This window comes from Mesorhizobium sp. M1D.F.Ca.ET.043.01.1.1, assembly GCF_003952385.1.
In the GTDB taxonomy this organism is placed as follows: domain Bacteria; phylum Pseudomonadota; class Alphaproteobacteria; order Rhizobiales; family Rhizobiaceae; genus Mesorhizobium.
In genome coordinates this window covers 3,073,158-3,094,735 of sequence record NZ_CP034444.1, presented here as the reverse complement: position 1 = coordinate 3,094,735, position 21,578 = coordinate 3,073,158, and the positions used below count along the sequence as shown (strand labels likewise).

The 21,578-nt window shown below is 65.7% G+C and carries 18 protein-coding genes; 14 read left to right on the top strand and 4 right to left on the bottom strand.

Going from position 1 to position 21,578, the window contains the following annotated elements; translation table 11 throughout:
- The first annotated feature begins 68 nt into the window (after positions 1-68).
- The 8 genes from gcvA to EJ067_RS14910 all read left to right on the top strand — a co-directional run bounded on the left by gcvA (position 69) and on the right by EJ067_RS14910 (position 9,177).
- Positions 69-1,052, top strand: coding sequence for a transcriptional regulator GcvA (gene gcvA, locus EJ067_RS14950; RefSeq protein ID WP_126086423.1), 984 nt, complete (start codon positions 69-71; stop codon positions 1,050-1,052).
- Positions 1,053-1,369: 317 nt separating this feature from the next.
- On the top strand, positions 1,370-2,674 hold the full coding sequence (pncB, locus tag EJ067_RS14945) for a nicotinate phosphoribosyltransferase (protein WP_126086422.1): 1,305 nt from the start codon (positions 1,370-1,372) through the stop codon (positions 2,672-2,674).
- A gap of 198 nt (positions 2,675-2,872) precedes the next feature.
- Positions 2,873-4,309, top strand: a complete 1,437-nt coding sequence (locus tag EJ067_RS14935; protein ID WP_126086421.1) for a hypothetical protein — start codon at positions 2,873-2,875, stop codon at positions 4,307-4,309.
- A 138-nt stretch (positions 4,310-4,447) separates the two neighbouring features.
- Positions 4,448-5,752: an ABC transporter substrate-binding protein gene (locus tag EJ067_RS14930; protein WP_126086420.1), complete on the top strand. Its 1,305-nt coding sequence runs from the start codon at positions 4,448-4,450 to the stop codon at positions 5,750-5,752.
- 159 nt (positions 5,753-5,911) lie between these two features.
- Positions 5,912-6,793, top strand: coding sequence for a branched-chain amino acid ABC transporter permease (locus EJ067_RS14925; RefSeq protein WP_126086419.1), 882 nt, complete (start codon positions 5,912-5,914; stop codon positions 6,791-6,793).
- Positions 6,790-7,752: a branched-chain amino acid ABC transporter permease gene (locus tag EJ067_RS14920; RefSeq protein ID WP_126086418.1), complete on the top strand. Its 963-nt coding sequence runs from the start codon at positions 6,790-6,792 to the stop codon at positions 7,750-7,752. Before EJ067_RS14925 ends, EJ067_RS14920 begins: the two co-directional genes overlap by 4 nt.
- The gene (locus EJ067_RS14915) at positions 7,749-8,477 is read left to right on the top strand and encodes an ABC transporter ATP-binding protein (RefSeq protein WP_126086417.1); all 729 of its coding nucleotides are present in this window, start codon (positions 7,749-7,751) and stop codon (positions 8,475-8,477) included. Before EJ067_RS14920 ends, EJ067_RS14915 begins: the two co-directional genes overlap by 4 nt.
- Positions 8,470-9,177 (top strand): ABC transporter ATP-binding protein, encoded by a 708-nt coding sequence (locus tag EJ067_RS14910; RefSeq protein WP_126086416.1) that lies wholly within the window; start codon positions 8,470-8,472, stop codon positions 9,175-9,177. The genes EJ067_RS14915 and EJ067_RS14910 overlap by 8 nt, the downstream gene beginning before the upstream one ends.
- 122 nt (positions 9,178-9,299) lie before the next feature.
- Here EJ067_RS14910 and EJ067_RS14905 read toward each other — a convergent pair whose 3' ends face one another.
- The 3 genes from EJ067_RS14905 to pncA all read right to left on the bottom strand — a co-directional run bounded on the left by EJ067_RS14905 (position 9,300) and on the right by pncA (position 12,531).
- Positions 9,300-10,256, bottom strand: a complete 957-nt coding sequence (locus EJ067_RS14905; RefSeq protein WP_126086415.1) for an ornithine cyclodeaminase family protein — start codon at positions 10,254-10,256, stop codon at positions 9,300-9,302.
- 201 nt (positions 10,257-10,457) lie between these two features.
- Positions 10,458-11,858: a sodium:proton antiporter gene (locus EJ067_RS14900; protein WP_126086414.1), complete on the bottom strand. Its 1,401-nt coding sequence runs from the start codon at positions 11,856-11,858 to the stop codon at positions 10,458-10,460.
- A 58-nt stretch (positions 11,859-11,916) separates the two neighbouring features.
- Positions 11,917-12,531, bottom strand: coding sequence for a bifunctional nicotinamidase/pyrazinamidase (gene pncA / locus EJ067_RS14895; RefSeq protein ID WP_126086413.1), 615 nt, complete (start codon positions 12,529-12,531; stop codon positions 11,917-11,919).
- Between the two features lie 248 nt (positions 12,532-12,779).
- Here pncA and EJ067_RS14890 point away from each other — a divergent pair, with 248 nt between their 5' ends.
- Genes EJ067_RS14890 through EJ067_RS14865 form a run of 6 tightly spaced genes read left to right on the top strand, consistent with a single transcriptional unit; the run spans position 12,780 to position 19,883 of the window.
- Positions 12,780-13,637, top strand: a complete 858-nt coding sequence (locus EJ067_RS14890) for a xanthine dehydrogenase family protein subunit M (protein WP_126086412.1) — start codon at positions 12,780-12,782, stop codon at positions 13,635-13,637.
- Positions 13,634-16,429 (top strand): molybdopterin-dependent oxidoreductase, encoded by a 2,796-nt coding sequence (locus EJ067_RS14885; RefSeq protein ID WP_126086411.1) that lies wholly within the window; start codon positions 13,634-13,636, stop codon positions 16,427-16,429. The genes EJ067_RS14890 and EJ067_RS14885 overlap by 4 nt, the downstream gene beginning before the upstream one ends.
- Complete coding sequence (locus tag EJ067_RS14880; protein WP_126086410.1) at positions 16,426-17,967, top strand: 6-hydroxynicotinate reductase; 1,542 nt, start codon at positions 16,426-16,428, stop codon at positions 17,965-17,967. Before EJ067_RS14885 ends, EJ067_RS14880 begins: the two co-directional genes overlap by 4 nt.
- Entirely contained in the window at positions 17,967-18,848 is an 882-nt protein-coding gene (locus EJ067_RS14875) for a UPF0280 family protein (protein ID WP_126086409.1), read from the top strand. The genes EJ067_RS14880 and EJ067_RS14875 overlap by 1 nt, the downstream gene beginning before the upstream one ends.
- Positions 18,841-19,425: an amino acid synthesis family protein gene (locus EJ067_RS14870; protein WP_126086408.1), complete on the top strand. Its 585-nt coding sequence runs from the start codon at positions 18,841-18,843 to the stop codon at positions 19,423-19,425. The genes EJ067_RS14875 and EJ067_RS14870 overlap by 8 nt, the downstream gene beginning before the upstream one ends.
- Positions 19,422-19,883, top strand: coding sequence for a MarR family transcriptional regulator (locus EJ067_RS14865; protein ID WP_126086407.1), 462 nt, complete (start codon positions 19,422-19,424; stop codon positions 19,881-19,883). Before EJ067_RS14870 ends, EJ067_RS14865 begins: the two co-directional genes overlap by 4 nt.
- Here EJ067_RS14865 and EJ067_RS14860 read toward each other — a convergent pair whose 3' ends face one another.
- Positions 19,884-21,578, bottom strand: a complete 1,695-nt coding sequence (locus EJ067_RS14860; protein ID WP_126086406.1) for a hydantoinase B/oxoprolinase family protein — start codon at positions 21,576-21,578, stop codon at positions 19,884-19,886.

The following is a 21,578-nucleotide window of genomic DNA, read 5'->3' as shown; positions in this document are numbered from 1 at the left end:
TTTGAAAAATCAATTGATATTGTTAGGGTCTTTGTTGTGAGAAAATTTCACAAAGTCGGGAGGTATCCGTGGCCAAGCGCCTGCCGCCGCTGAACCCGCTTCGCGCCTTCGAGGCTACGGCGCGGCATGCCTCGCTGACCAAGGCGGCGGGCGAGCTCAACGTCACCCATGGCGCCGTCAGCCATCAGATCAAGGCGCTCGAGCGGTCGCTCGGCGTGAAGCTCTTCGAACGCACCGGTCAGCGGGTCAAGCTGACGCCGCATGGCGCGGAGTTCCTGCCGGCGGTTTCGGCCGCCTTTGAGGGCATCGCCGCCGCCACCCAGCGCATGACGCGGCCGGCAAGCGCCGGCGTGCTGTCGGTATCCTGCGTGCCGGCGCTGTTGCTGCTATGGATGACGCCGCGGCTCGGCTCCTTCACAGCGCAATATCCGGACATCCAGCTCACGCTGATCCCCTCCAACGACGCCAGGGACATCCGCGCGCCGCATGTCGACGTTTGCGTGCACTATGGCGACGGCAGCTGGAGCGACTGCTGGATACGCAAATGGTCGGGCCTCGAGCTGTTTCCGGTGGTCAGCCCGACACTGATCAACAACCGGCCGATCCGCAGCGTCCGCGACCTCGCCGATCACGTCTTCCTGCATGGCGACGACGGCCGCGAGTGGCACACCTGGCTCGCCGCCGCCGATGCGCTCGACCTGGAGCGCGGCCGCCGCCATCATCTGGGCGACGCGCGCATGGCGACGGAGGCGGCGGTCCACGGCCATGGTGTGGCGCTGGGCGATTCCGTGACCGCGCGCGCCTTGCTCGCCAGGGGCATGCTGGTCGCGCCCTTCACTTTGTCTGTGCCGGCGGTCGACGATTTCTATGTCGTCTGTCGCAACGAGATGCGCTCGGCGCCGATCGTCCAGCTCTTCATCGACTGGCTGTTTGCCGAGAAGGAACAGGACGAGGGCAGGGCCGATGCGCCGGTGGCCGGCCGCGTGCCGAGCCGCAGGAAGCGACCTGCGCTCAAGGTGATCGGGGCCAGAGCAATTCCAGGAAAGGTGTGAAACGGTTTTCCGTCCGGAATTGCGTCAACAAAAACCGGAGCAATTCCAGGAAAAGTGTGAAACGGTTTTCCGTCCGGAATTGCGTCAACAAAAACCGGAGCATTTCGCCGGTTCCGTGAAACGGTGAAATGGTCCAGGACGGCGTCCTGAGCGCTGGACTGCATGGCTGCTTTTTGTCGGGCCAGCGGGCAAAGCGGGCAGAACTTTCGGAAATTCGATGCTAAGAGGCTTTCGGAGCAATTCCAGGAAAAGCCTGTAGCGGTTTTCCGTCCGGAATTGCTCAACAACAAGGCTAGCCTGAGCAGTGAAGGCAGGACATGGCAAAGACCGATATAGCGCGGCGCGTCTACAACCACACCTGGAAGCTGGACCCGATCGTCCGCAGCCTGCTGGACACCGATTTCTACAAGCTTCTGATGCTGCAGATGATCTGGGGCATGTACCCCAAGGTCGACGCCACCTTCACCCTGATCAACCGAACCACCTCGGTGCGGCTCGCCGACGAGATCGACGAAGGCGAATTGCGCGAGCAGCTCGACCATGCCCGCACCTTGCGCTTCTCGAAGAAAGAAATGATCTGGCTGGGCGGCAATACCTTCTATGGCCGCAAGCAGATTTTCGAGCCGGAATTCCTCGCCTGGCTCGAAGATTTCCAGCTGCCCGACTATGAGCTCACCAAGCGCGATGGCCAGTACGAACTGTCCTTCCCCGGCCCCTGGATGTACACGACGCTCTGGGAAATCCCGGCGCTGGCAATCATCAATGAGCTGCGTTCCCGCGCGGCCTTGCGCTCCTTCGGCCCGTTCGCGCTCGACGTGCTCTATGCCCGGGCCAAGGCCAAGATGTGGGACAAGACCGAGCGGCTCAAGGCCTTGCCCGGCATCCGCATTTCCGATTTCGGCACGCGCCGCCGCCACTCCTTCCTGTGGCAGCGCTGGTGCGTCGAGGCGCTGAAGGAAGGCATCGGCGAGGCCTTCACCGGCACCTCCAACGTGCTACTGGCCATGGACAACGACCTCGAGGCGCTCGGCACCAATGCCCATGAGCTGCCGATGGTCTTTGGCGCGCTTGCCAATTCCGAAGAGGAGTTGCGCGAAGCGCCCTACAAGGTGCTGCAGGACTGGCAGCGCTACTACGGCGGCAACCTTCTGATCGTGCTGCCGGACACCTTCGGCACGGCTGCCTTCCTGCGCGATGCGCCGGACTGGATCGCCGACTGGACCGGCTTCCGCCCCGACAGCGCGCCGCCGATCGAAGGCGGCGAGAAGATCCTCTCCTGGTGGCGCGAGAAAGGCAGGGACCCGAGGCAGAAGCTGCTCATCTTCTCCGACGGGCTCGAGGTCGAGACCATCGAGGAGGCCTATCGTCACTTCAAGGGCAAGGTGCGCATGTCCTTCGGCTGGGGCACCAACCTCACCAATGATTTCGAAGGCTGCGCGCCGACAGAGACCAAGAGCCTCGATGCCATCTCGCTGGTCTGCAAGGTCAGCGAAGCCAATGGCCGGCCTGCGGTGAAACTCTCCGACAACCCGGCCAAGGCGACGGGGGATGAGAAGGAGATCAAGAGGTATCTCAGGATATTTGGCGAGAAAGGGCGCGTGAGACAGCTGGTCAAGGTTTGAGGGTGGCGGGTGCTTCCCGTTTCGCCACGCGAGACGGCAGAGTTGGATAGGCTGAGTTCCTTCGCGCCCCCCTCTGTCCTGCCGGACATCTCCCCCACAAGGGGGGAGATTGCTCTCTCATCTCCGCCTTCGCCAATCTCCGACGTTGAGGGCGGAAAGCCGGCGACGAAACTGCTGATCTCCCCCCAAGTGGGGGAGATGTCCGGCAGGACAGAGGGGGGCGCCGCAGGGCGCCAACCTTCGCGATTGGCTCTCGTAGCCGCCTTCACCCTGCTCCTCCCCATCCCCGCCTTGGCCCATGCCTCCGACCGCGGCCACGTTCTCCTTCTGCCGACCGGCTATTACATCGCCGGCGGCGCTTTTGCCGTGGCGGTCAGCTTCCTCGTCTTGGTGCTGCTGCCGCCGGCGGCCCTCGACAATTTCTGGCGTCGGCGCTTCTCCCTGTTCACCTTCGGCGACGCGCCACGCACCATCGTCAGCCTGCTTTCCTTTGCCGGCTTCGCGGTACTGGTTGCGGCCGGCATTTTCGGCAGCCGCGATCCGCTCTCCAACCCTTTGCCGCTGGTGATCTGGACGTTGCTTTGGGCCGGCTTCACCTTGCTGCAGGGCGTCTTCGGCGACCTCTGGTCCTGGCTCAACCCTTGGTACGGGCCGTGGCGCGTCGTATCCCTGCTTGTCGGCAAAAGCGGAAGCGAAACCCCGCAACGTCTGCCCTCACGGCTCGGCCTCTGGCCCGCCTTCGCGCTGTTCCTCGCCTTTGCCTGGTTCGAGCTGATCGACCCGGCGCCCGACGATCCGTCCCGCCTGGCCCTCGCTGCCGGCCTCTACTGGCTGTTCAGCGCCGTCGCCATGCTGGCCTTCGGCTACGAGGACTGGAGCCGGCGCGGCGAATTCCTGACGATCTTCTTCTCCATGGTCGCCCGCTTCGCGCCCTTCCAGCGCGAGCAAGGCCGGCTCGGACTCGGCTGGCCGGGCTCGAAGCTGCTGGCCGCGTCCTCGCTGCCGGCAAGCGGCACGGCCTTTCTCTTGCTGGCCTTGTCTTCGGTATCTTTCGACGGCCTGTCCAAAACCTTCTTCTGGCTCGGCCTGTTCGGCATCAATCCGCTGGAGTTTCCCGGCCGCACCGCGCTGATCGGCAGCGGCAGTTTCGGCCTCGTGCTGACTTTTGTCTTGCTGGCGGCGATCTTCGCGCTGGCGGTCTTCCTCGGCCAGCGCCTTGCCGGCGGCGGGCATTCATTCGGCGAGGCGTCCGGCCTGCTGGTGTGGTCGATCGTGCCGATCGCGCTCGCCTATCACATCGCCCACTACCTCGCAGCTCTGCTGGTTGGCGGCCAATACGCGCTGGCTGCGCTGTCCGATCCTTTCGCGCTCGGCTGGGACCTTTTCGGCACCGCCGACATGGTGGTCGAGGCGGGTGTCGTGGCCGGCGCCGGATCGGCCTGGTGGCTGTGGAATTGCCAGGCCGGCGTCATCATCGCCGGCCACGTGCTTGCGGTGCTGATCGCGCACGGGCTCGCCTGGCGCCTGCATCCGCAACCGTCCCGCGCGGCGCTCAGCCAGCTGCCGCTGACGTTTCTGATGATCGCCTACACGATATTCGGCCTATGGCTGCTTGCCACGCCGACTGCCGGGTGAGAGTGTCCCAGCGAAGCTCGCTTGCCAGGCCATGGCTTTGGTGATTTAGTTTGTACACATGCAATTTTCGCGTCCTCCGAGCGCGGAGGATCGTGCCGCCTTATCGCTGGTCAAGACTGAAAAAACAGGGGAACGGACATGGCTGACAAGAACGGATTTTTCGACCTCTCCAAGACCACGCTTTCGCGCCGCTCCGCGCTGAAGGGCATGGCGGCCGGCGCCGGTCTTGCGCTGGCGCCCGGCTTCGTCCGCTACAGCCAGGCGCAGAGCTCGGCGCCGATCAAGATCGGCTTCCAGTCGCACCGCACCGGCATCGGCGCCGCCTATGGCCGCTGGTACGAGAAGACGAGCGCAGCCGCGGTCAAGGCGATCAACGACGCTGGCGGCATAAGCGGCCGCAAGGTCGAGCTTGTCATCGAGGATGACGGCACCGACCCCGCCCGCGGCGCCGAGGTGGTCGGCAAGTTCGCCAAGCAGCACAAGACCGACATCGTCTTCGGCACGCTGTTCTCGCATGTCGTGATCGGCTCGGCGCCCGCTGCCGGCGAGAACAAGATCCCCTATTTCGTGGTCAGCGAAGGCCACCACGTCGCCTCGACCAAGCTCAACCGCTACGTCTTCCAGCCGGGCATCACCGACGTGAAGAGCCAGATCCAGTCGATGGCGCCGTGGATCGCGGCCAACGCCGGCAAGAAGGTGACGCAGATCTTCCCCGACTTCGCCTTCGGCTACGACCATCGCGACTACCTGCCGCCGGCGCTGAAGGCGCAGGGCGCCGACGTCATCGCGCAGATCGCCATCCCGCCGACGGAGAGTTCCTTCACCAAATACTTCCCGCAGATCCCGGCCGAGACGGAAGTCATCTACCACGTCATGGTCGGCCCGGCCGTGCTCACCTTCGTCAAGGAGCTTGGCGAGTTCTACGGATCGCAGAGGCCGCAGCTGTTCGGCTTCATGGATTCGCTGGAGGCCACCGACATCAACAGCCCCGGCCTGGAATTCCTCGACGGCAGCCATTTCTGGGAAGGCTCGCCGCGCTACGCGCAGCCCGATGACTCCGCCGCGCAGAAGGCCTACCGCGCCGCCGTAGGCATCGACGACAATGGAGCTGCCGTCGGCGATCCCAAGGATGTCTCCACCGCCTCGCACATGTTCGGCTGCTGGGAAACGCTCTATGTCGTCAAGAAGGCGATGGAGGATGCCGGCTACAAGGGGCCGGAAGACCGCGCCAAGCTGGTCGAGGCGACCGAAGCGCTGAAGGAATTCGCCGAGGGACCGGAGCATCCGCAGGGGCCGAAGACCTTCAACGGCAAGATCCACCAGTGCTTCGGCATCCAGAACATCTCCAAGGTCGAGGGCGGCAAGCTCAAGGTCGTCCACAAGACCAAGATCGAGGACGGCCTCTACGAGCCGGAAGGGGATTACACGACGCAGGCGCTGTGAAGTGCCTTTACCCTCCCCCTTGTGGGGAGGGTCGGCGAATTAGCTTCGCTCGCGAAGCTAATGAGACGGGGTGGGGGTCGCTACGACTCGTGCCCCACCCCCCACCCGACCGCTGCGCGGTCACCCTCCCCACAAGGGGGAGGGTCAAGGGCGCCCTGAATGCACTTCGGACCCCACTTCCTCCTCGCTGCCCTGGAAGGCCTCGTCACCTCCGCCGTGCTGGCGCTGACGGCGCTTGGCCTGTCGCTGGTCTTCGGCGTCATGCGCATCGTCAATGTCGCCCATGGCGAATTCTTCATGCTGGGCGCGGTGCTCGCCTGGGCGGTCTCGACGGCGATTTCCGGCCATCCGGCGGTCGGCTTCGTCGCAGCACTCGTGATCGCGCCCTTGCTGGTCGGGCTGGTGGCGTTTCTCGCCGAATGGCTGGTGCTGCGCCGGCTGAACTACAATCCCGAAAGCACCATCGTCGCCACCATCGGCATGCTCTACATCATCCAGCAGCTGGCGCTCACTTTCTACGGGCCTGAGGCGCGCCCGGTCGAGCCGCCCTTCAGCTACCGCATCCTTCTGCCCTGGTTCGGCTATTCGGGCTACAAGCTCTCGGTGGTTGCGGCCTCAGCGGTTCTGCTCCTGCTCACATGGCTGGTGCTGACGCGCACCAGGATCGGCCTGATCATGCGCGCCACCCAGTATGACCGCGAGACGGCGCAGGCCTTCGGCATTCCGGTCGAGCGCGTCTATGCCGGCGTCTTCGCTATCGGCGCCATGCTGGCGGCGATCGCCGCGGTGCTGATCGTGCCGATCAGCCAGGCCCACTACCTAATGGGGCAGGACCCGCTGCTGTTGTCCTTTATCGTCGTCATCATCGGCGGCCTCGGCTCGCTGCGCGGCACCGTGGTCGCCGCCATATTGATCGGCCTCTCCGACGGCATCGTCTCGGTGTTCTTCTCGCCGACGCTGGCCAAGATCATCGCCACGCTGGTCGTCGCCATGGTTCTTGTGTTCCGGCCGCAGGGCCTGTTCGGGACCGTCCAGCGATGAGGAATGCTTCGCCGGCAAAAATCTACGCCCTGCATGTCGGCGTCATCGCGCTGCTGTTCGCGCTGAACTTCGTCCTGCCCGACTATCACCAGGGCCTCTTCGCGCGCATCATGGCGCTGGCCGTCTTCGCCATGGGCTACAATCTGCTCTTCGGCTATGTCGGCCTGCTCAGCCTCGGCCACGCCATGTTCTTCTCCGCCGGTCTCTACGGCGCCGGGCTGACGGTCTATCATCTCGGCTGGGGCATGCCGGAGGCCTTCATTGCCGGCATCGTCTGCGGCGCGGCGCTCGCCTTGGTCATCGGACTGCTAGCGCTGCGCACCTCGGGTGTGGCGTTCATGATCGTCACCATGATGTTCGCGCAGGTCTTCTATCTGCTCATCCTCTATTTCGCCGCCTGGACCGGCGGCGACCAGGGCCTTGTCATCCAGCAGGCGTCGCGGGTGATCACCATCGGCGGCGCTTCGCTCGACCTGACAAGCCCTACCGTCCGCTACATGAGCGCGCTGGCGCTGTTCTCGGTCGTGCTGCTCGCCACGCTGGCCATCGTTCGCTCCCGCTTCGGTCGCGTTCTTGTCGCCATTCGCGAGAACGAGGAACGCACCAAGATGCTGGGCTATGACACGGTCGCCAACAAGCTCGCCGCGGTCGTTATCTCCGGCGCCATCTGCGCCGCGTCCGGTGCTGCCTATGCGCTGCTGTTCGGCTATATCGGTTCCAGCTTCGCCTCGGTGCAGTATTCGATCCTGCCGTTGCTGTGGGTGCTGCTCGGCGGCGCCGCGACGACGCTCGGACCGCTCATCGGCACGCTGTTCATGTATTATGTCACCGACATCACCAGCGGCTTCACATCCGCCTATCTGCTGATCGTCGGCGTCGCGTTGATCCTGCTGGTGCTGTTCGCCCCGAAGGGCGTTCTGGGCTCCATCCGTCAGCGCTGGCTGGGGTGGCTGCCGTGATGCCGCTGCTCACCACCAAGGGCTTGTCGCGCCATTTCGGCGGCCTGCGCGCCGTCGACGGCGTCGACTTCGCGCTGATCCCGGGCGAGATCCGCGCCATCATCGGTCCCAACGGCGCCGGCAAGACCACCTTCGTCAGCCTGCTCTCGGGCCGCATCCGCCCGTCCTCCGGCATGATCGTCTTCGACGGCGCCGACATCACGACCATGCCGGCTTACAAAAGGGTTCGCCTCGGCGTCGCCTACACCTTCCAGATCACCAGCGTCTTCGCCAATCTGACGGCATTCGACAACGTCGCCCTGCCGGTGCAGCGCACGCTGACCGACGGCCGCTCGAAGGGCCAGGTGAGGAGCGGCGTCATGGAGGCGCTGGACCGCACCGGCCTCGCCGACCGCGCCGGCACGCTGGCCGGGCATTTGTCCTACGGCCACCAGCGCCTGCTGGAAGTCGCGATGGGCCTGGCGCTCAGGCCGCGCCTCTTGATTCTCGATGAGCCGACGCAAGGCCTGGCCGACAGCGAGATCGACAATTTCATCACGCTGGTGCGCGAGATCGCCAAAAGCGCCACCGTGCTTTTGATCGAGCACAACATGCCGGTGGTCATGCAACTCGCCGACCGCATCACCGTCTTCAATTCGGGAAAGATCCTCGCCGAGGGCACGCCGGAGCAGATCCGCGCCGACACGCAAGTGCAGGACGCCTATCTCGGAGCGACCCATGGCTGAGGCGCTCACCATTTCCGGCCTCGACTGCTTCTATGGCGAGGTGCAGGTGCTCTACGGCCTCGACCTCACGCTCGACAAGGGCGAGGTGCTTTGCCTGTTCGGCCGCAACGGCGCCGGCAAGACGACGACGCTGAAGGCGATCATGGGGCTGGTTCCGGCCACGGCGGGCTCGATCAGGCTGGACGGCACGGAATTGACCGGGCTCGCCGCGCATGACGTGCCGAGGGCGGGCGTCGCCTATGTGCCGCAGGGCAGGCGGCTGTTTGCCGAGATGACGGTGGCGGAGAACATCGAGATCGGCCTGATGGCCCGCGGCAAGGGCAAGGCGACGCGTGAGAGAGTCCTCGATCTTTTCCCGCTGCTGCGCGAGCGGCTGAAGCAGCGCTCCGGCACGCTCTCCGGCGGCGAGCAGCAGATGCTGGCCATGGCGCGCGCGCTCTGCCTGGAGCCGCAGGTGCTGTTGCTCGACGAGCCGACCGAAGGGCTGATGCCGTCGATGATCGCAAAGATCCGCGAAACGGTGGCGAAGCTGCGCGATCTCGGCGTCTCGACGATCCTGGTCGAGCAGCGCGTCGATGCCGTGCTCTCGGTCGCCGACCGCGTCTCATTCATCGAGAACGGCCGCAACCGCGAGACGGTCGATGTCGAGGCCTTGCGCGCCGATCCATCGGCGGTGCGGCGGTATGTGGGAGTGGGTTGAGGCAGGCCCCGGATTTTGAGTCGAGAGCAATTCCAGGAAAAGTGTGAGCGGTTTTCCGTCCGGAATTGCGCAAAAACAAGGAGATAGGGCGTTTCGCCGTTTCAGTGAAACGGTGAAACGCACTAGTTGTCCAGGGCGCCGGTCGCTTTCGCGCGCACAAATGCCAGGCCGGCTATTGCGAGATCGCCGACCGCCATGCCACGGAACACGAAAGCAGTTCGCTCACTCGGGCTTTGACGACCGGACACGTCGCCGCTGACCAGACCCGTCAAGTCGCCGGCAACGCGTTCGGGCCTGACCATCGGTCTGCTCATCTGCGCCTCTTGCACCAAGTCGTCGATGACGATGCGATCGAAGCTGGCCATGGTGTCAGGGAACCAGGGCAGGGCCAGATCGGTCATGGTGGCAAAAACTCCTGCCTTCAGCCAACGCGCATCCAGAAATGGAACCGGCTCGGGCACCAGAGTGACCGTCGTCACCACGATGTCGGCCGACTCGACCGCCGCTTTGGCGGTATCGCTCGGCACCGCGGTGAGGCCACGCGCCTCGGCCATCCGACACAGTGCGTCGCGGCTGCTTTTGCCCCGACTGAAGGCGCGAATCTCCTGCAGCGGAAAAAGGTCAGCCAGCGCCTCGAGATGGCCGCGCGCCTGAACGCCGCATCCGATGAACGCGACGCTTGTCGAACCGTCCCGAGCCAGACGCCTCGCCGCCACGCAGCTTAGACCGGCCGTGCGCTTCGCGGTCACCCAATTGCCGTCGACCACGGCAAGCGGCAGCCCCGTTTCGCCGTCGAGAAGGGTGACGATTGAGTTGAGGGTTGCAAGTCCCCGCTCGGGGTTTCGGGGGTTGACCACCAGCGATTTGGTCGCCAGCACCGGGGGCTCGGTCGCCACCCCGAGAGTCGCCATGATGTAGCGGTCGTCGCCCGGCAGCACCACCGCCTTCGGCGCGCACCAGACCTCGCCCTGCCTCTGACCGATGATCTGGCGCTCGATTTCGTCAACCACGTCGGATGTCGAAATCTCCAAGCCATCCAGAAAATCGGCCGACAGATAGGGCAGCTTCTCGATGGTCATTGTTGCCCCGGGAATGGCGTGTTTTCGATAAGCATTTACTCGGTTCGGCTCTGAAACGAACCTGATCGCGGACTCTCGCCTCGCTCATAGCAGAAATTGCCAACCGCGCATACGCAGCCGCCCCGATGGCGGCGGCCCACCAGCTTCGAGGCCGATGGCGGCGATCACGCGAACAGAGCGACCCGGTGGTGGTTTCCCGGCTCACCTGAAGAACAGGAATCCCGCAATCAAAAAGGTCGGGATCAGCACCAGGCCCGACCACGCCATGTAGCCGAAGAAGCCGGGCATCTTGAAGCCGCGATGCCTGGCGATGGCAAAGACCATGAAGTTCGGCGCATTGCCGATATAGGTGTTGGCGCCCATGAACACCGCCCCGGCCGAGATCGCGGCAAGCGTCGAGGCGGCCTCGGTCATCAGGTGCTTTGCATCGCCGCCGGCAAGCTCGAAGAACACCAGATAGGTCGGCGCGTTGTCGAGGAAGGACGACAGCGCTCCGGTCAGCCAGAAATAGGCCAGATTGTTCGGCTGGCCGTCGGCGGAGGTGACGAGCGACACAAGCGGCGCCAGCGCGCCGTCGTGGCCGGCCCGAAGGATGGCGATGACCGGCACGATGCAGATGAAGATGCCGGCAAACAATTTCGCCACTTCGGCAATCGGCCCCCAGCTGAAGCCGTTCGCTTGCCTGTGGCTCTTGTAGGACACGCGAAGCGACAGCCAGGCCAGCGCCAGGATGATCGCGTCGCGCACCAGGTTCTGCAGTTCGAGGCCGACGCCGAGGATCGGGATGCTGATGCCCGGCTTCCAGCCGGCGGAAAGCAGGATGGCGCCGATCACGCCGGCGAGCAGCGGCAGGTTGGCGAGGCCCCGCAGGCGCACCTTCGTGTCCGGCGTCGGGTCCTTGATCTTCGGCAAGCCGCCTTCGCGGCGATGCAGGACGATGTCGAGCGCCAGGAAGATGACGAGTACCAGCCCGCCGGTGAACAGCGTCTCGCGCCAGAGATTGGCTGTCGTCCAGAAGAAGTCGACGCCGCGCAGGAAGCCGACGAACAGCGGCGGGTCGCCGAGCGGCGTCAGCGAGCCGCCGATGTTGGAGACCAGGAAGATGAAGAAGATCACCACATGGGCGTTGAACGGCCGGTTGTCGTTGGCGCGCAGCATCGGCCGGATCAGGATCATCGAGGCGCCGGTGGTGCCGATGACCGAGGCAAGGAGCGCGCCGACAAGCAGCAGCCCGGCATTGACCAGCGGCGTGCCGTGGATATTGCCGGCAAGCAGGATGCCACCCGAAATCGTGTAGAGCGCGAACAACAGGATGATGAAGGACATATATTCGGTGAGCAGTGTGTGCAGCACCGCTTCGCCCGCGGTCGGGATGCCGAAGCCGATCGCCAGCGGCGCCACCACCAGCGCAGCCCAGCCGGCGGCGATCTTGCCGTAGTGATGTTCCCAGACATGATGGAACAGCAGCGGTCCGGTCGCGATCGAAAGCAGCAGGCCGGCAAAGGGCAGCGCCCACCACAACGACATCGCCGCGCCCGGCAGTTCGTGAGCCTCGGCGGCGAAAGCCGACTGCGGAAAAGCGATCGGGAGTGCGCCGGCCATGCCAGCCGCCAACGCCTTCGCCGATATCGTGAAGCCCCCTCGATGCCTCACAGGTGGGTCAGTCCGACGAATGGTCTTCGAGCGTCACGCCGGCTTCCCGCATACGTTTCAACATCGTGTCGAGCGAGCCGCCGAGGTCGATGCCGCGGCAGGCGTCGAGCCGCACGGTCGCCTTGAAGCCCTGCTTGACCGCGTCGAGCGCCGAATAGGCGACGCAGAAATCGGTGGCGAGCCCGACCAGGATGACGGTATCGATGCCGCGTTCCTTGAGATAGCCGGCAAGCCCGGTCGGCGTCGTATGGTCGTTTTCGAAGAAGGCCGAATAGCTGTCGATCGCCGTGCGAAAGCCCTTGCGGATCACCAGCTCGGCCTTGGTCCAGGCAAGCCCGGAATGGAAATCCGAGCCCAGGCTGCCTTGGATGCAGTGGTCCGGCCAGAGGGTCTGAGGCCCGTAGGGCATCTCGATGGTCTCGAAAGGCTGCTTTCCGGGATGGCTGGAAGCGAAGCTCGAATGGCCGGCGGGATGCCAGTCTTGCGTCAGGATCACATGGTCGGTCCGCCGGATCAGGTCGTTGACCAGCGGCACGATCTCATCGCCGCCGGCAACAGCCAGCGCGCCGCCGGGGCAAAAATCGTTCTGCAGGTCGATGACGATGAGCGCTTCGTCGGCCATGCGGCCTCCCTTCTGTCTCGGCTTGGGCTCCGGTTGACGAGACCGGACACGGAACCTTGACCAGATGGCCGGCGGCGTCAACCTCCATAGGCATAACAAAGCCGTGGCGGCTTGTTTGTGACAGGCCTGGCCGGTGGCTTCGCTTTGACAATCGCCGCGAAGTTGATATCATTTGCATACGAATGAATTTGCCTGACTGGGACGGCGGCAGATTCCCTCGGAAAGGCCCCTTTTCGGGAAGGCAAGGCGTGACCCGTTACGCGAAACCCACCATGGTCGACGAGGCGCTCGCTCTGCTCGGCGAGGATCGCTGGCGCATTCTCGCCGGCGGCACGGATTTCTATCCGGCGCAGGGCGCGAAGCCTTTCCGCGACAACATCCTCGACATCAACGGTCTCGCCGCGCTGCGCGGCATTGCCGAGACGGCCGATCACTGGCGGATCGGCGCCCGCACGACCTGGACCGACATCGTGCGCCAGCCGCTGCCGGCGGCATTCGACGCGCTGAAGGCGGCCGCGCGCGAAGTCGGCTCCGTCCAGATCCAGAACGTCGCCTCCGTCGCCGGCAATCTCTGCAACGCCTCGCCCGCCGCCGATGGCGTGCCGGCGCTGCTGGTGCTCGATGCCGATGTCGAACTGCGGTCGGCCAAAGCCGCACGCCACTTGCCGCTCGGCGAGTTCATCCTCGGCAATCGCCGCACGGCGCTGCAGCCGGGCGAGATGGTCACGGCCATTCGCGTGCCGAAGCGCTCGGCTGTCGGCGCATCGGCCTTCGTCAAGCTCGGCGCCCGGCGCTATCTCGTCATCTCGATCGTCATGGCCGCGGCTCGGCTGGTGGTCGAGGGCGGCGTGGTCGCGGATGCCGCTATCGCCGTCGGCGCCTGCTCGGCGGTTGCCCGCCGTCTGGCCGGCGTGGAGGCCGCCCTGCGCGGCCAGCCGATCACCGCCGCGGTTGACGACGCGATATTGTCTGCGCCGATCGATGAACTGTCGCCGATCGGCGATGTGCGCGGCAGCGCCGAATACCGAGAGCACGCCGCGCGTGAGCTCATTGTGCGCGCCGCGGGTGCCGCCCTCGGCCAGGATAGCGGCAGGGTGGCGGCATGAACGAAGCGCGGCCCGACATCGGCAAGGCCCGGCCGTCCACGGGCATGCAACGCGCCGACATCGCCTTCCAGGTCAACGGTGCCGCCGTCAATGTATCGGTGCCGCCGGTGCGGCGGCTGTCGCAGGTTTTGCGCGACGAGTTGCGGCTCACCGGCACCAAGGTCGGCTGCGATGCCGGCGATTGCGGTGCCTGCACCGTGCTGGTCGACGGCGAGCCGGTGTGCGCCTGCCTGGTGCCGGCGGCCTCGGTGTCCGGCGCTTGTGTCACCACGGTCGAGGGCCTCGCCGATGGCAGGCTGTCCGCCTTGCAGGCCTCGTTCCTGGCGCATGGCGCCGCGCAGTGCGGCATCTGCACGCCGGGCCTGCTGGTGGCGGGCACCGCGCTTCTGGAACGCAACCCGACACCGAGCGAGGCCGAGACGCAGGATGCGCTGGGCGGCGTGCTTTGCCGCTGCACCGGCTACCGGAAGATCGTCGCCGCGGTCATGGACGCATCGCGTCACGTTGGCAGCCTTGATCATCGGATGCCGACGATTGGCCGCGCCGTCGGCGCCTCGCCGATCCGCCTCGATGGCGTGCCGAAGATCACCGGCGGCGAAAAATTCGGTGGCGATTCCTTCCCGGCCGATGCGCTCGCCGTGCTGGTGGTGCGCTCGCCGCACCACCATGCCCGTTTCAGCTTCGGCGAAATCGAAACCTGGGCCAAATCCCACCCCGGCGTCGCCGGTGTCTTCACCGCCGCCGATATTCCGGGCAAGAACTGCTTCGGCGTCATCGGGCCCTTTGCCGACCAGCCGGCGCTTGCCGAAGGCTTCGCACGCTTTCGCGGCGAAGCGGTGGCGCTGGTGGCTGGCGAACGCGAAGCGATCTTGGATCTCGACCTGACGGATTTTCCAGTCGCCTGGACGGCGCTGCCGCATGTGCTCCAGCCCACTGACGCGAAGGCCGACGGCGCCAAGCTCATCCACCAGCACCGGCCGGCGAACCTGCTCACCTCCGGCTTTGTCGAGCGCGGCGATCCCGATGGCGCGCTTGCCGGCGCTGCCGTCACCGCGTCCGGCGCCATCGAGACCTCCTTCGTCGAGCACGCCTATATCGAGCCGGAAGCCGGCTATGCCTACATGGACGGCGGCACGCTGGTCGTCGTCGCCTGCACGCAGGCGCCCTATATGGACCGCGACGACACGGCCAAGGTGCTGGGCCTTCCCGTCGACAAGGTGCGCATCGTGCCGACCGCCACCGGTGGCGGCTTCGGCTCCAAGCTCGATGTCTCGCTGCAGCCGCTGATCGGCTTGGTGGCGATGAAGACGGGCCGGCCGGCGGCACTCGTCTACACGCGCAACGAATCGATGATGTCGACCACCAAGCGCCATCCGGCCGAGATGAAGGCAACCATCGGCACGGACGCCGGGGGCCGCGTCACCGGCATGGTGTTCTCCGGCGATTTCAACACCGGCGCCTACGCAAGCTGGGGCCCCACCGTCGCCAATCGCGTGCCGGTGCATGCCTCCGGCCCCTATGTCACACCGAACTATCGGGCAGAAGGCCGGGCCATCCACACCAACGGCCCGATCTCCGGCGCCTTCCGCGGCTTCGGCGTGCCGCAGGCGACCATCATGCAGGAGACGCTCTATGACGATCTCGCCGTCAAGCTCGGCCTGGATCGGCTCGACTTCCGCCTGAAAAACTGTCTTCGTAACGGTTCCGAAACGGTCACCGGCCAGCGCCTGGAATCGGGCGTCGGCATCGGCGAATGCCTGGAGCAGCTTCAGCCGCACTGGGCGCGCGCGCTCGCGGATGCGGAGGCCTTCAACGCGGCCCATACGGCAAGCAAACGCGGCGTCGGCGTCGCCTCCTGCTGGTATGGCTGCGGCAACACCTCGCTGCCCAATCCCTCGACCATCAAGGTCGGTATCTCGGCCTCCGGCGACGTCGTCCTTCACCAGGGCGCCGTCGACATCGGCCAGGGCTCGAACACCGTCATCACGCAGATCTGCGCCGACGCGGTTGGCCTGCCGCTTGAAAAATTCCGGCTGAAAAGCGCCGACACCGCCATCACGCCCGATGCCGGCAAGACATCCGCCTCACGGCAGACTTTTGTCACCGGCAAGGCCGCCGAGAAGGCCGGCCGCGCGCTGCGCGAGAAAATCCTGCGCTTTGCCAATGTGTCCGACCGGGCTTCGATCGCGCTCGATGGCGCAAGCATCTCAATCCAGGAAGGCGACGCGACGCGGCTGATCGATCTCGCGACCCTGAAGGCTGATGCCGACGGCTTGTTCTTCGTCGCCGAAGAAACCTACGACCCGCCGACGCTGCCGCTCGACGCCAAGGGCCAGGGCAAGCCCTACGCCGTCTATGGCTATGGCGCGCAGATCGCCGAGCTCGAGGTCGACCTCAGGCTCGGCACCGTGAAGCTGATCAAGATCACCGCCGCGCATGATGTCGGCAAGGCGATCAACCCGGTGCTGGTCGAAGGCCAGATCGAGGGTGGCATCGCGCAAGGCATCGGCATGGCGCTGATGGAGGAATACATCCCCGGCCGTACCGAGAACCTGCACGACTATCTCATTCCGACCATCGGCGACGTGCCGCCGATCGAGCATATTCTCGTCGAGGTTCCGGATCCTGAGGGGCCATTCGGCGCCAAGGGCCTGGGCGAGCATGTGCTGATCCCGACGACGCCGGCGATCCTCAATGCCATCCGCCATGCCACCGGCGTCCTGGTCACCAAGGTGCCGGCGACGCCGAGCCGCATCCTTGCGGCGATCCGCGAGAAGGAGGCGCGCCGATGAGCGAGCTTGCCGAGCGTTTCGAAACCCACGATCCCGGTGAGAAGCAGGTGGCGGAGAAGATCCGCTGCGATGCCTGCCCGGTCATGTGCTACATCGCCGACGGCCGCACCGGCGCCTGCGACCGCTACGGCAATGTCGGCGGCCGCATCGTGCGCATGGACCCGCTGACCATCCTCGACCATGCCGCCGAGACCGGCGGCGCGGTCGTGCCTTTCATTGCCGAGGGCGAGGCCTGGAACGGCGAGCTGGTCAACACCGGGCGCCGCTTTGTCACCGCGATCGGCGCCGGCACCACCTATCCGGACTACAAGCCGGCGCCCTTCATCGTCAGCCAGGAGGTCGAGGGCGTCGAACTCGTCACTGTCGTCACCGAAGGCATCTTCTCCTACTGCGGCGTCAAGGTGAAGATCGACACGGATCGCCACATCGGCGACGAGACGGCGACGGTGCGCTCGGAAGGCGAGGCGATCGGCCACGTCACTACTGGCGAGTACGGCTCGCAGATGCTGTCGCTTGGCGGCGTCCATCACCTGACCGGCGGCTCCAAGGCTGAAGGTCGCGCCACCTGCGATGCGCTGCTCAACCTTTGCAACAGGAAGCCCGTCGAGCTCACCATCGACGGCGGCGCGACGATCGTTGTCGAGGCCGGCAAGGCGCCGGTCATCGACGGCAAGGTCGAACACCGCATGCGCGTCGGCTGCGGCTCGGCCACCATCGGCATGTTCGCCACGCAATGGCGCGGTCTCGTCGACGAGGTGGTGGTGGTCGACGATCACATCACCGGCGTCGTCTCCGAGCACCAGGCCGGCAAGGTGCTGGGCTGGGAGGATACGGGGATAAAGATCATCGGCCGCCGCTCGACGCCAGGCCGCTATTTCAAGGTGTCGGAACCCGGCCTCGGCTGGGGCGGCACGACGATTTCCGATCCGTTGTCGATCCTCGGCGACTGGAACGCCAAGAAGGGGGCGCGCCCCGGCCTGTCGCTGCTGATGGTGTCGACCACGGGCGAGCAGTTCGCCTATTACGAGCTCGACGACCAGCTGAAGCCGGTCGAGAAGCCGTTTCCGGAGCGGCTCCAAAAGTCCGTCGGCCTGATCGAGGACAATTGTGAGCCGGCGCTGTGCACCGTGCTGTTCATCGGCGGCGCCGGCGGCTCGCTGCGCGCCGGCGTCACCGAAAACCCTGTGAATCTCACCCGCTCGGTGCAGGGTTTGAAAACCTATGTCACGGTTGGCGGCGCGCCGGTCTATGTCTGGCCGGGCGGCGGCATCACGCTGATGGTCGACGTCACCCGCGTGCCCGAAGGCGCCTTCGGTTATGTGCCGACGCCGGCGCTGGTCGCGCCAATCGAGTTCACGCTGCGCCGCGACGATTATATCCGGCTCGGCGGCTACGAGAACGAGATCCGCAGCGTCGAGGATATCCTCGCCAAGGGCGGCGAGTATCTCAATCCGCGCCGTGGCGCTGGCGCACCGGTAAACAACCCCTGGCCGCCGCTGGCGCAGCTGCGGCGCGCCGCGGCGAACGGGGCCGGATGATGAACGGCCCGCAAGCGCATTGGCTTGCCGACGGCAGGCGGCTTCATCTCAACCATGGGCCGATCGACCTGATCGTCGAAGCCTTTGGTGCTGCGGATGAATGCCGTGCCGCCTACGCGCAGGCCGTCGCGCGCTTCCAGACGGTTTTGAACGGGCTGGTCGCGGAGCTTCCTGAACTGCGTCGCCCGGCATCATTGGAGCCACGAGCATTCGCCGACCCGACGGCACGGCGCATGGAGGCGGCGGTTGTGCCATTGTCCGAAAGGTTCATCACGCCGATGGCAGCCGTCGCCGGCTCGGTAGCCGACGAAATGCTTGCCGCATTGCTTGCCGGGCGCCGGCTGGAGCGCGCCTATGTCAACAATGGCGGTGACAGCGCCATCCATCTCGGCAAGGGGCAGTCGATGACGCTGGCGATCGCCGGCACTGGGCACGGCCTCGCCGACCGTATCACCATCCTGGCCGAGGACGGCGTGCGCGGCGTCGCGACCAGCGGCTGGCGCGGCCGCTCCTTTTCGCTCGGCATAGCGGATGCGGTGACCGTGCTAGCGCGCTCCGGTGCCGAGGCCGACGCTGCGGCAACGCTCATCGCCAACGCCGTCGATCTGCCTGGACACCCCGCGATCCGTCGCGTGCCCGCGCGCGATCTGGCGCCCGACACCGATCTCGGCGACCGGCCGGTGACGCAGGACGTCGGCGCGCTCGCATCCGGCGAGGTGGCGCGGGCGCTGGACAACGGCCTTGCCGTCGCCGAAGATTTTCGCCGGCGCGGCCTGATCGCCGCCTCGGCGCTGTTCCTTGCCGGCGAGACCCGCATCAGTGGCTCGGTGGCGCTCGCCGCGCCCAACAAGCATAAAGCGAAGGAAACTGCCCATGCCTGAATTCCCGATCCGCAAGATCGCGGTCCTGACCGAAGAGATTTTTCACGACGGTGGTCCCGTGGCCAAGGAGCCAAGGCTGCGCGCCGCCGCTCTCGCCGTGGTCAAGAACCCCTTCGCCGGCCGCTATGTCGAGGAGTTGCAGGGCGCGATGGATGACCTGAAGCCGCTCGGCCTTCTGTTGGCCGACAAGCTGATTGCGGCACTTGGCGGCGACGTGAAGAAGATCGACGGCTACGGCAAGGGCGCCATCGTCGGCTCTGCGGGCGAACTGGAGCACGGCGCGCTATGGCACGTGCCGGGCGGTTACGCCATGCGCGAGCGGCTCGGCGACGCCAAGGCGATCGTGCCGTCGGCCAAGAAGGTCGGCGCCTTTGGTTCGCGGCTCGACGTGCCGCTCGGCCACATCAACGCCGCCTATGTGCGCAGCCATTTCGACGCGATGGAGGTCGGCATCAGCGACGGGCCACGTCCGGACGAGATCCTGTTCTGCCTGGCCATGACCTGCGGTCCGCGTGTCCACAACCGGATGGGCGGTCTTGCTGCAAGCGACATCAAGGCATGGGATGGGTTGCGATGAGCGGCGAGGACAATCTGCTGCGGCTGGTCGAGGCCGAAGAGCCGGATGAAAACAATTACCATCTGCAGGATCAGGTCGGCTTCATCCTGCGCAAGGCGCATCAGCGCCACGTCTCGATCTTTGCCGCCCACATCGGCGATCTGACGCCGCCGCAATTCGCGGCCCTCGCCAAGCTCTACGATATCGGCGAGACCTCGCAGAACCAGTTGGGAACGCTGATCGCCATGGATGCCGCGACAGTGAAAGGCGTCATCGACCGGCTGAAAGCGCGCGGCCTGGTCGAACTTTCCAAGCACGAGGTCGACAAGAGGCGGCTGCTGGTCAACCTGACACCGGAAGGCCGCGAGGCGATCGAGCGGCTGATCCCGCTTGCCCGCACCATCACCGAGGAGACACTGGCGCCCCTGACCGCCAAGGAGGCCGCGACCTTCCTGCGGCTGTTAGCGAAGCTGGCCTAATCAGTCGGTCGGAACGCTCCCGAACATCTCCTTGGCCTGTTCGGCTGTATAGTAGCCGAGCCTGACATCCTCGGCGACCAGCTTCGGGTCGCGCTGGCGCGGGTCGCCATAACCGCCGCCGCCAGGTGTGCCGACACGCACGCGGTCGCCGGCCTTGAGCGCGATGTCCTGCTCCTTCGAAAGATGCGGCGGCACATGCGCTTCGCCGCCCTGGAACACGGTCACGCTGTTTGGCGCTCCGTCCTTGCCGCCTTGCGCGCCTTGCGGCCCGAAGCGGCCGTGATCCATGACGAAGGATGCGCGCGCCTCGCCGCGCAGGATCTCCACTTCATAGGCAAGCCCGAAGCCGCCGCGATGCCTGCCGGCGCCGCCGGAGCCTTCGCGCAGCGCATAATGCCGGTAGAGCACCGGAAAGGCCTGCTCCATGATCTCCACCGGCGGCGATTTCGAAATGCCGATGGTCGAGCAGCCATTGCTTAGGCCGTCATGGCCGGCATTGCCGCCGTAGCCGCCGCCGGAGATCTGGTACATGACGTAGTCGCGGCCGCGCACGGGATCGTTGCCGCCGAGCGCGAAATTGCCGCTGGAGCCGGCGGGCGCCGCCGTCACCTTCTCCGGCAACGCCTGCACCATGGCCGCGAACACCGCCTCGGCGATGCGCTGCGACACCTCCGCCGCGCAGCCCGATACGGGGCGTGGGTATTTCGCGTCGAGGAAGGTGCCCTCCGGCCGCTTGACGTTCAATGGCTCGAATGCGCCGGCGCTGATCGGCACTTCGGGGAAGATGTGGCGCATGGCGAGATAGACCGACGACAGGGTCGTCGCCAGCACGCTGTTCATCGGTCCGGCGCAAGGCTTTGACGAGCCGGCGAAATCGAAGGTCAGCGTGTCGCCCTTCTTCTCGACGGCGAGATTGATGGTCAGCGGCTCGTTCACCACCCCGTCGGAATCGACGAAGGCCTGCGAGCGGTACACCCCGTCCGGTATGACCGCGATCGAGGCGCGCATCTGCTCGGCGGCTCGCCGCCGCAGCTCGGCAATGGCCTCGACGACGGTTTCGTCGCCGTAACGATCGAGGATTTCATTGAGCCTGTCCTGACCGATCAGCAGGGCCGCAGCCTGCGCGCGGATGTCGCCAATGCGCTGGTCGGCGACGCGGATGTTCGAGCAGATGATGGCGTAGATCTCTGGATCGAGCGCGCCCTTCTTGAACAGTTTCACCGGCGGCAGCCGCAGCCCTTCCTGCTCGACCGCCGTGGCCGAGGCCGAGAAGCCGCCCGGCACCGAGCCGCCGATATCCGGCCAGTGCCCGGTGTTGGAAAGCCAGCAGAAAATCTTACCAGCCCGGTAGACCGGCATGACGAAGCGCACATCCATCAGATGCGTGCCGCCGAGATAGGGATCGTTGACGATGTAGATGTCGCCCGGCTCCGGGGCGAGACAGCGGCTGTCGGCGATCATCTCGATCACCGTCCTGGTCGAATATTGCATGACGCCGACGAACACCGGCAGGCCCTGGCTGCCCTGCGCGATCAGCGAGCCGTCGACCGCCGAATAGATTCCGTCCGAGCGGTCGTTGGCCTCGGCGATGACCGGCGAGAAAGCCGCGCGCGAGAAGGTCAGGTCCATCTCGTCGCAGACTTGCTGCAGGGCGGCCTGCAGCACCGAAAGCGTGATCGTGTCGAGCTTTGCCAT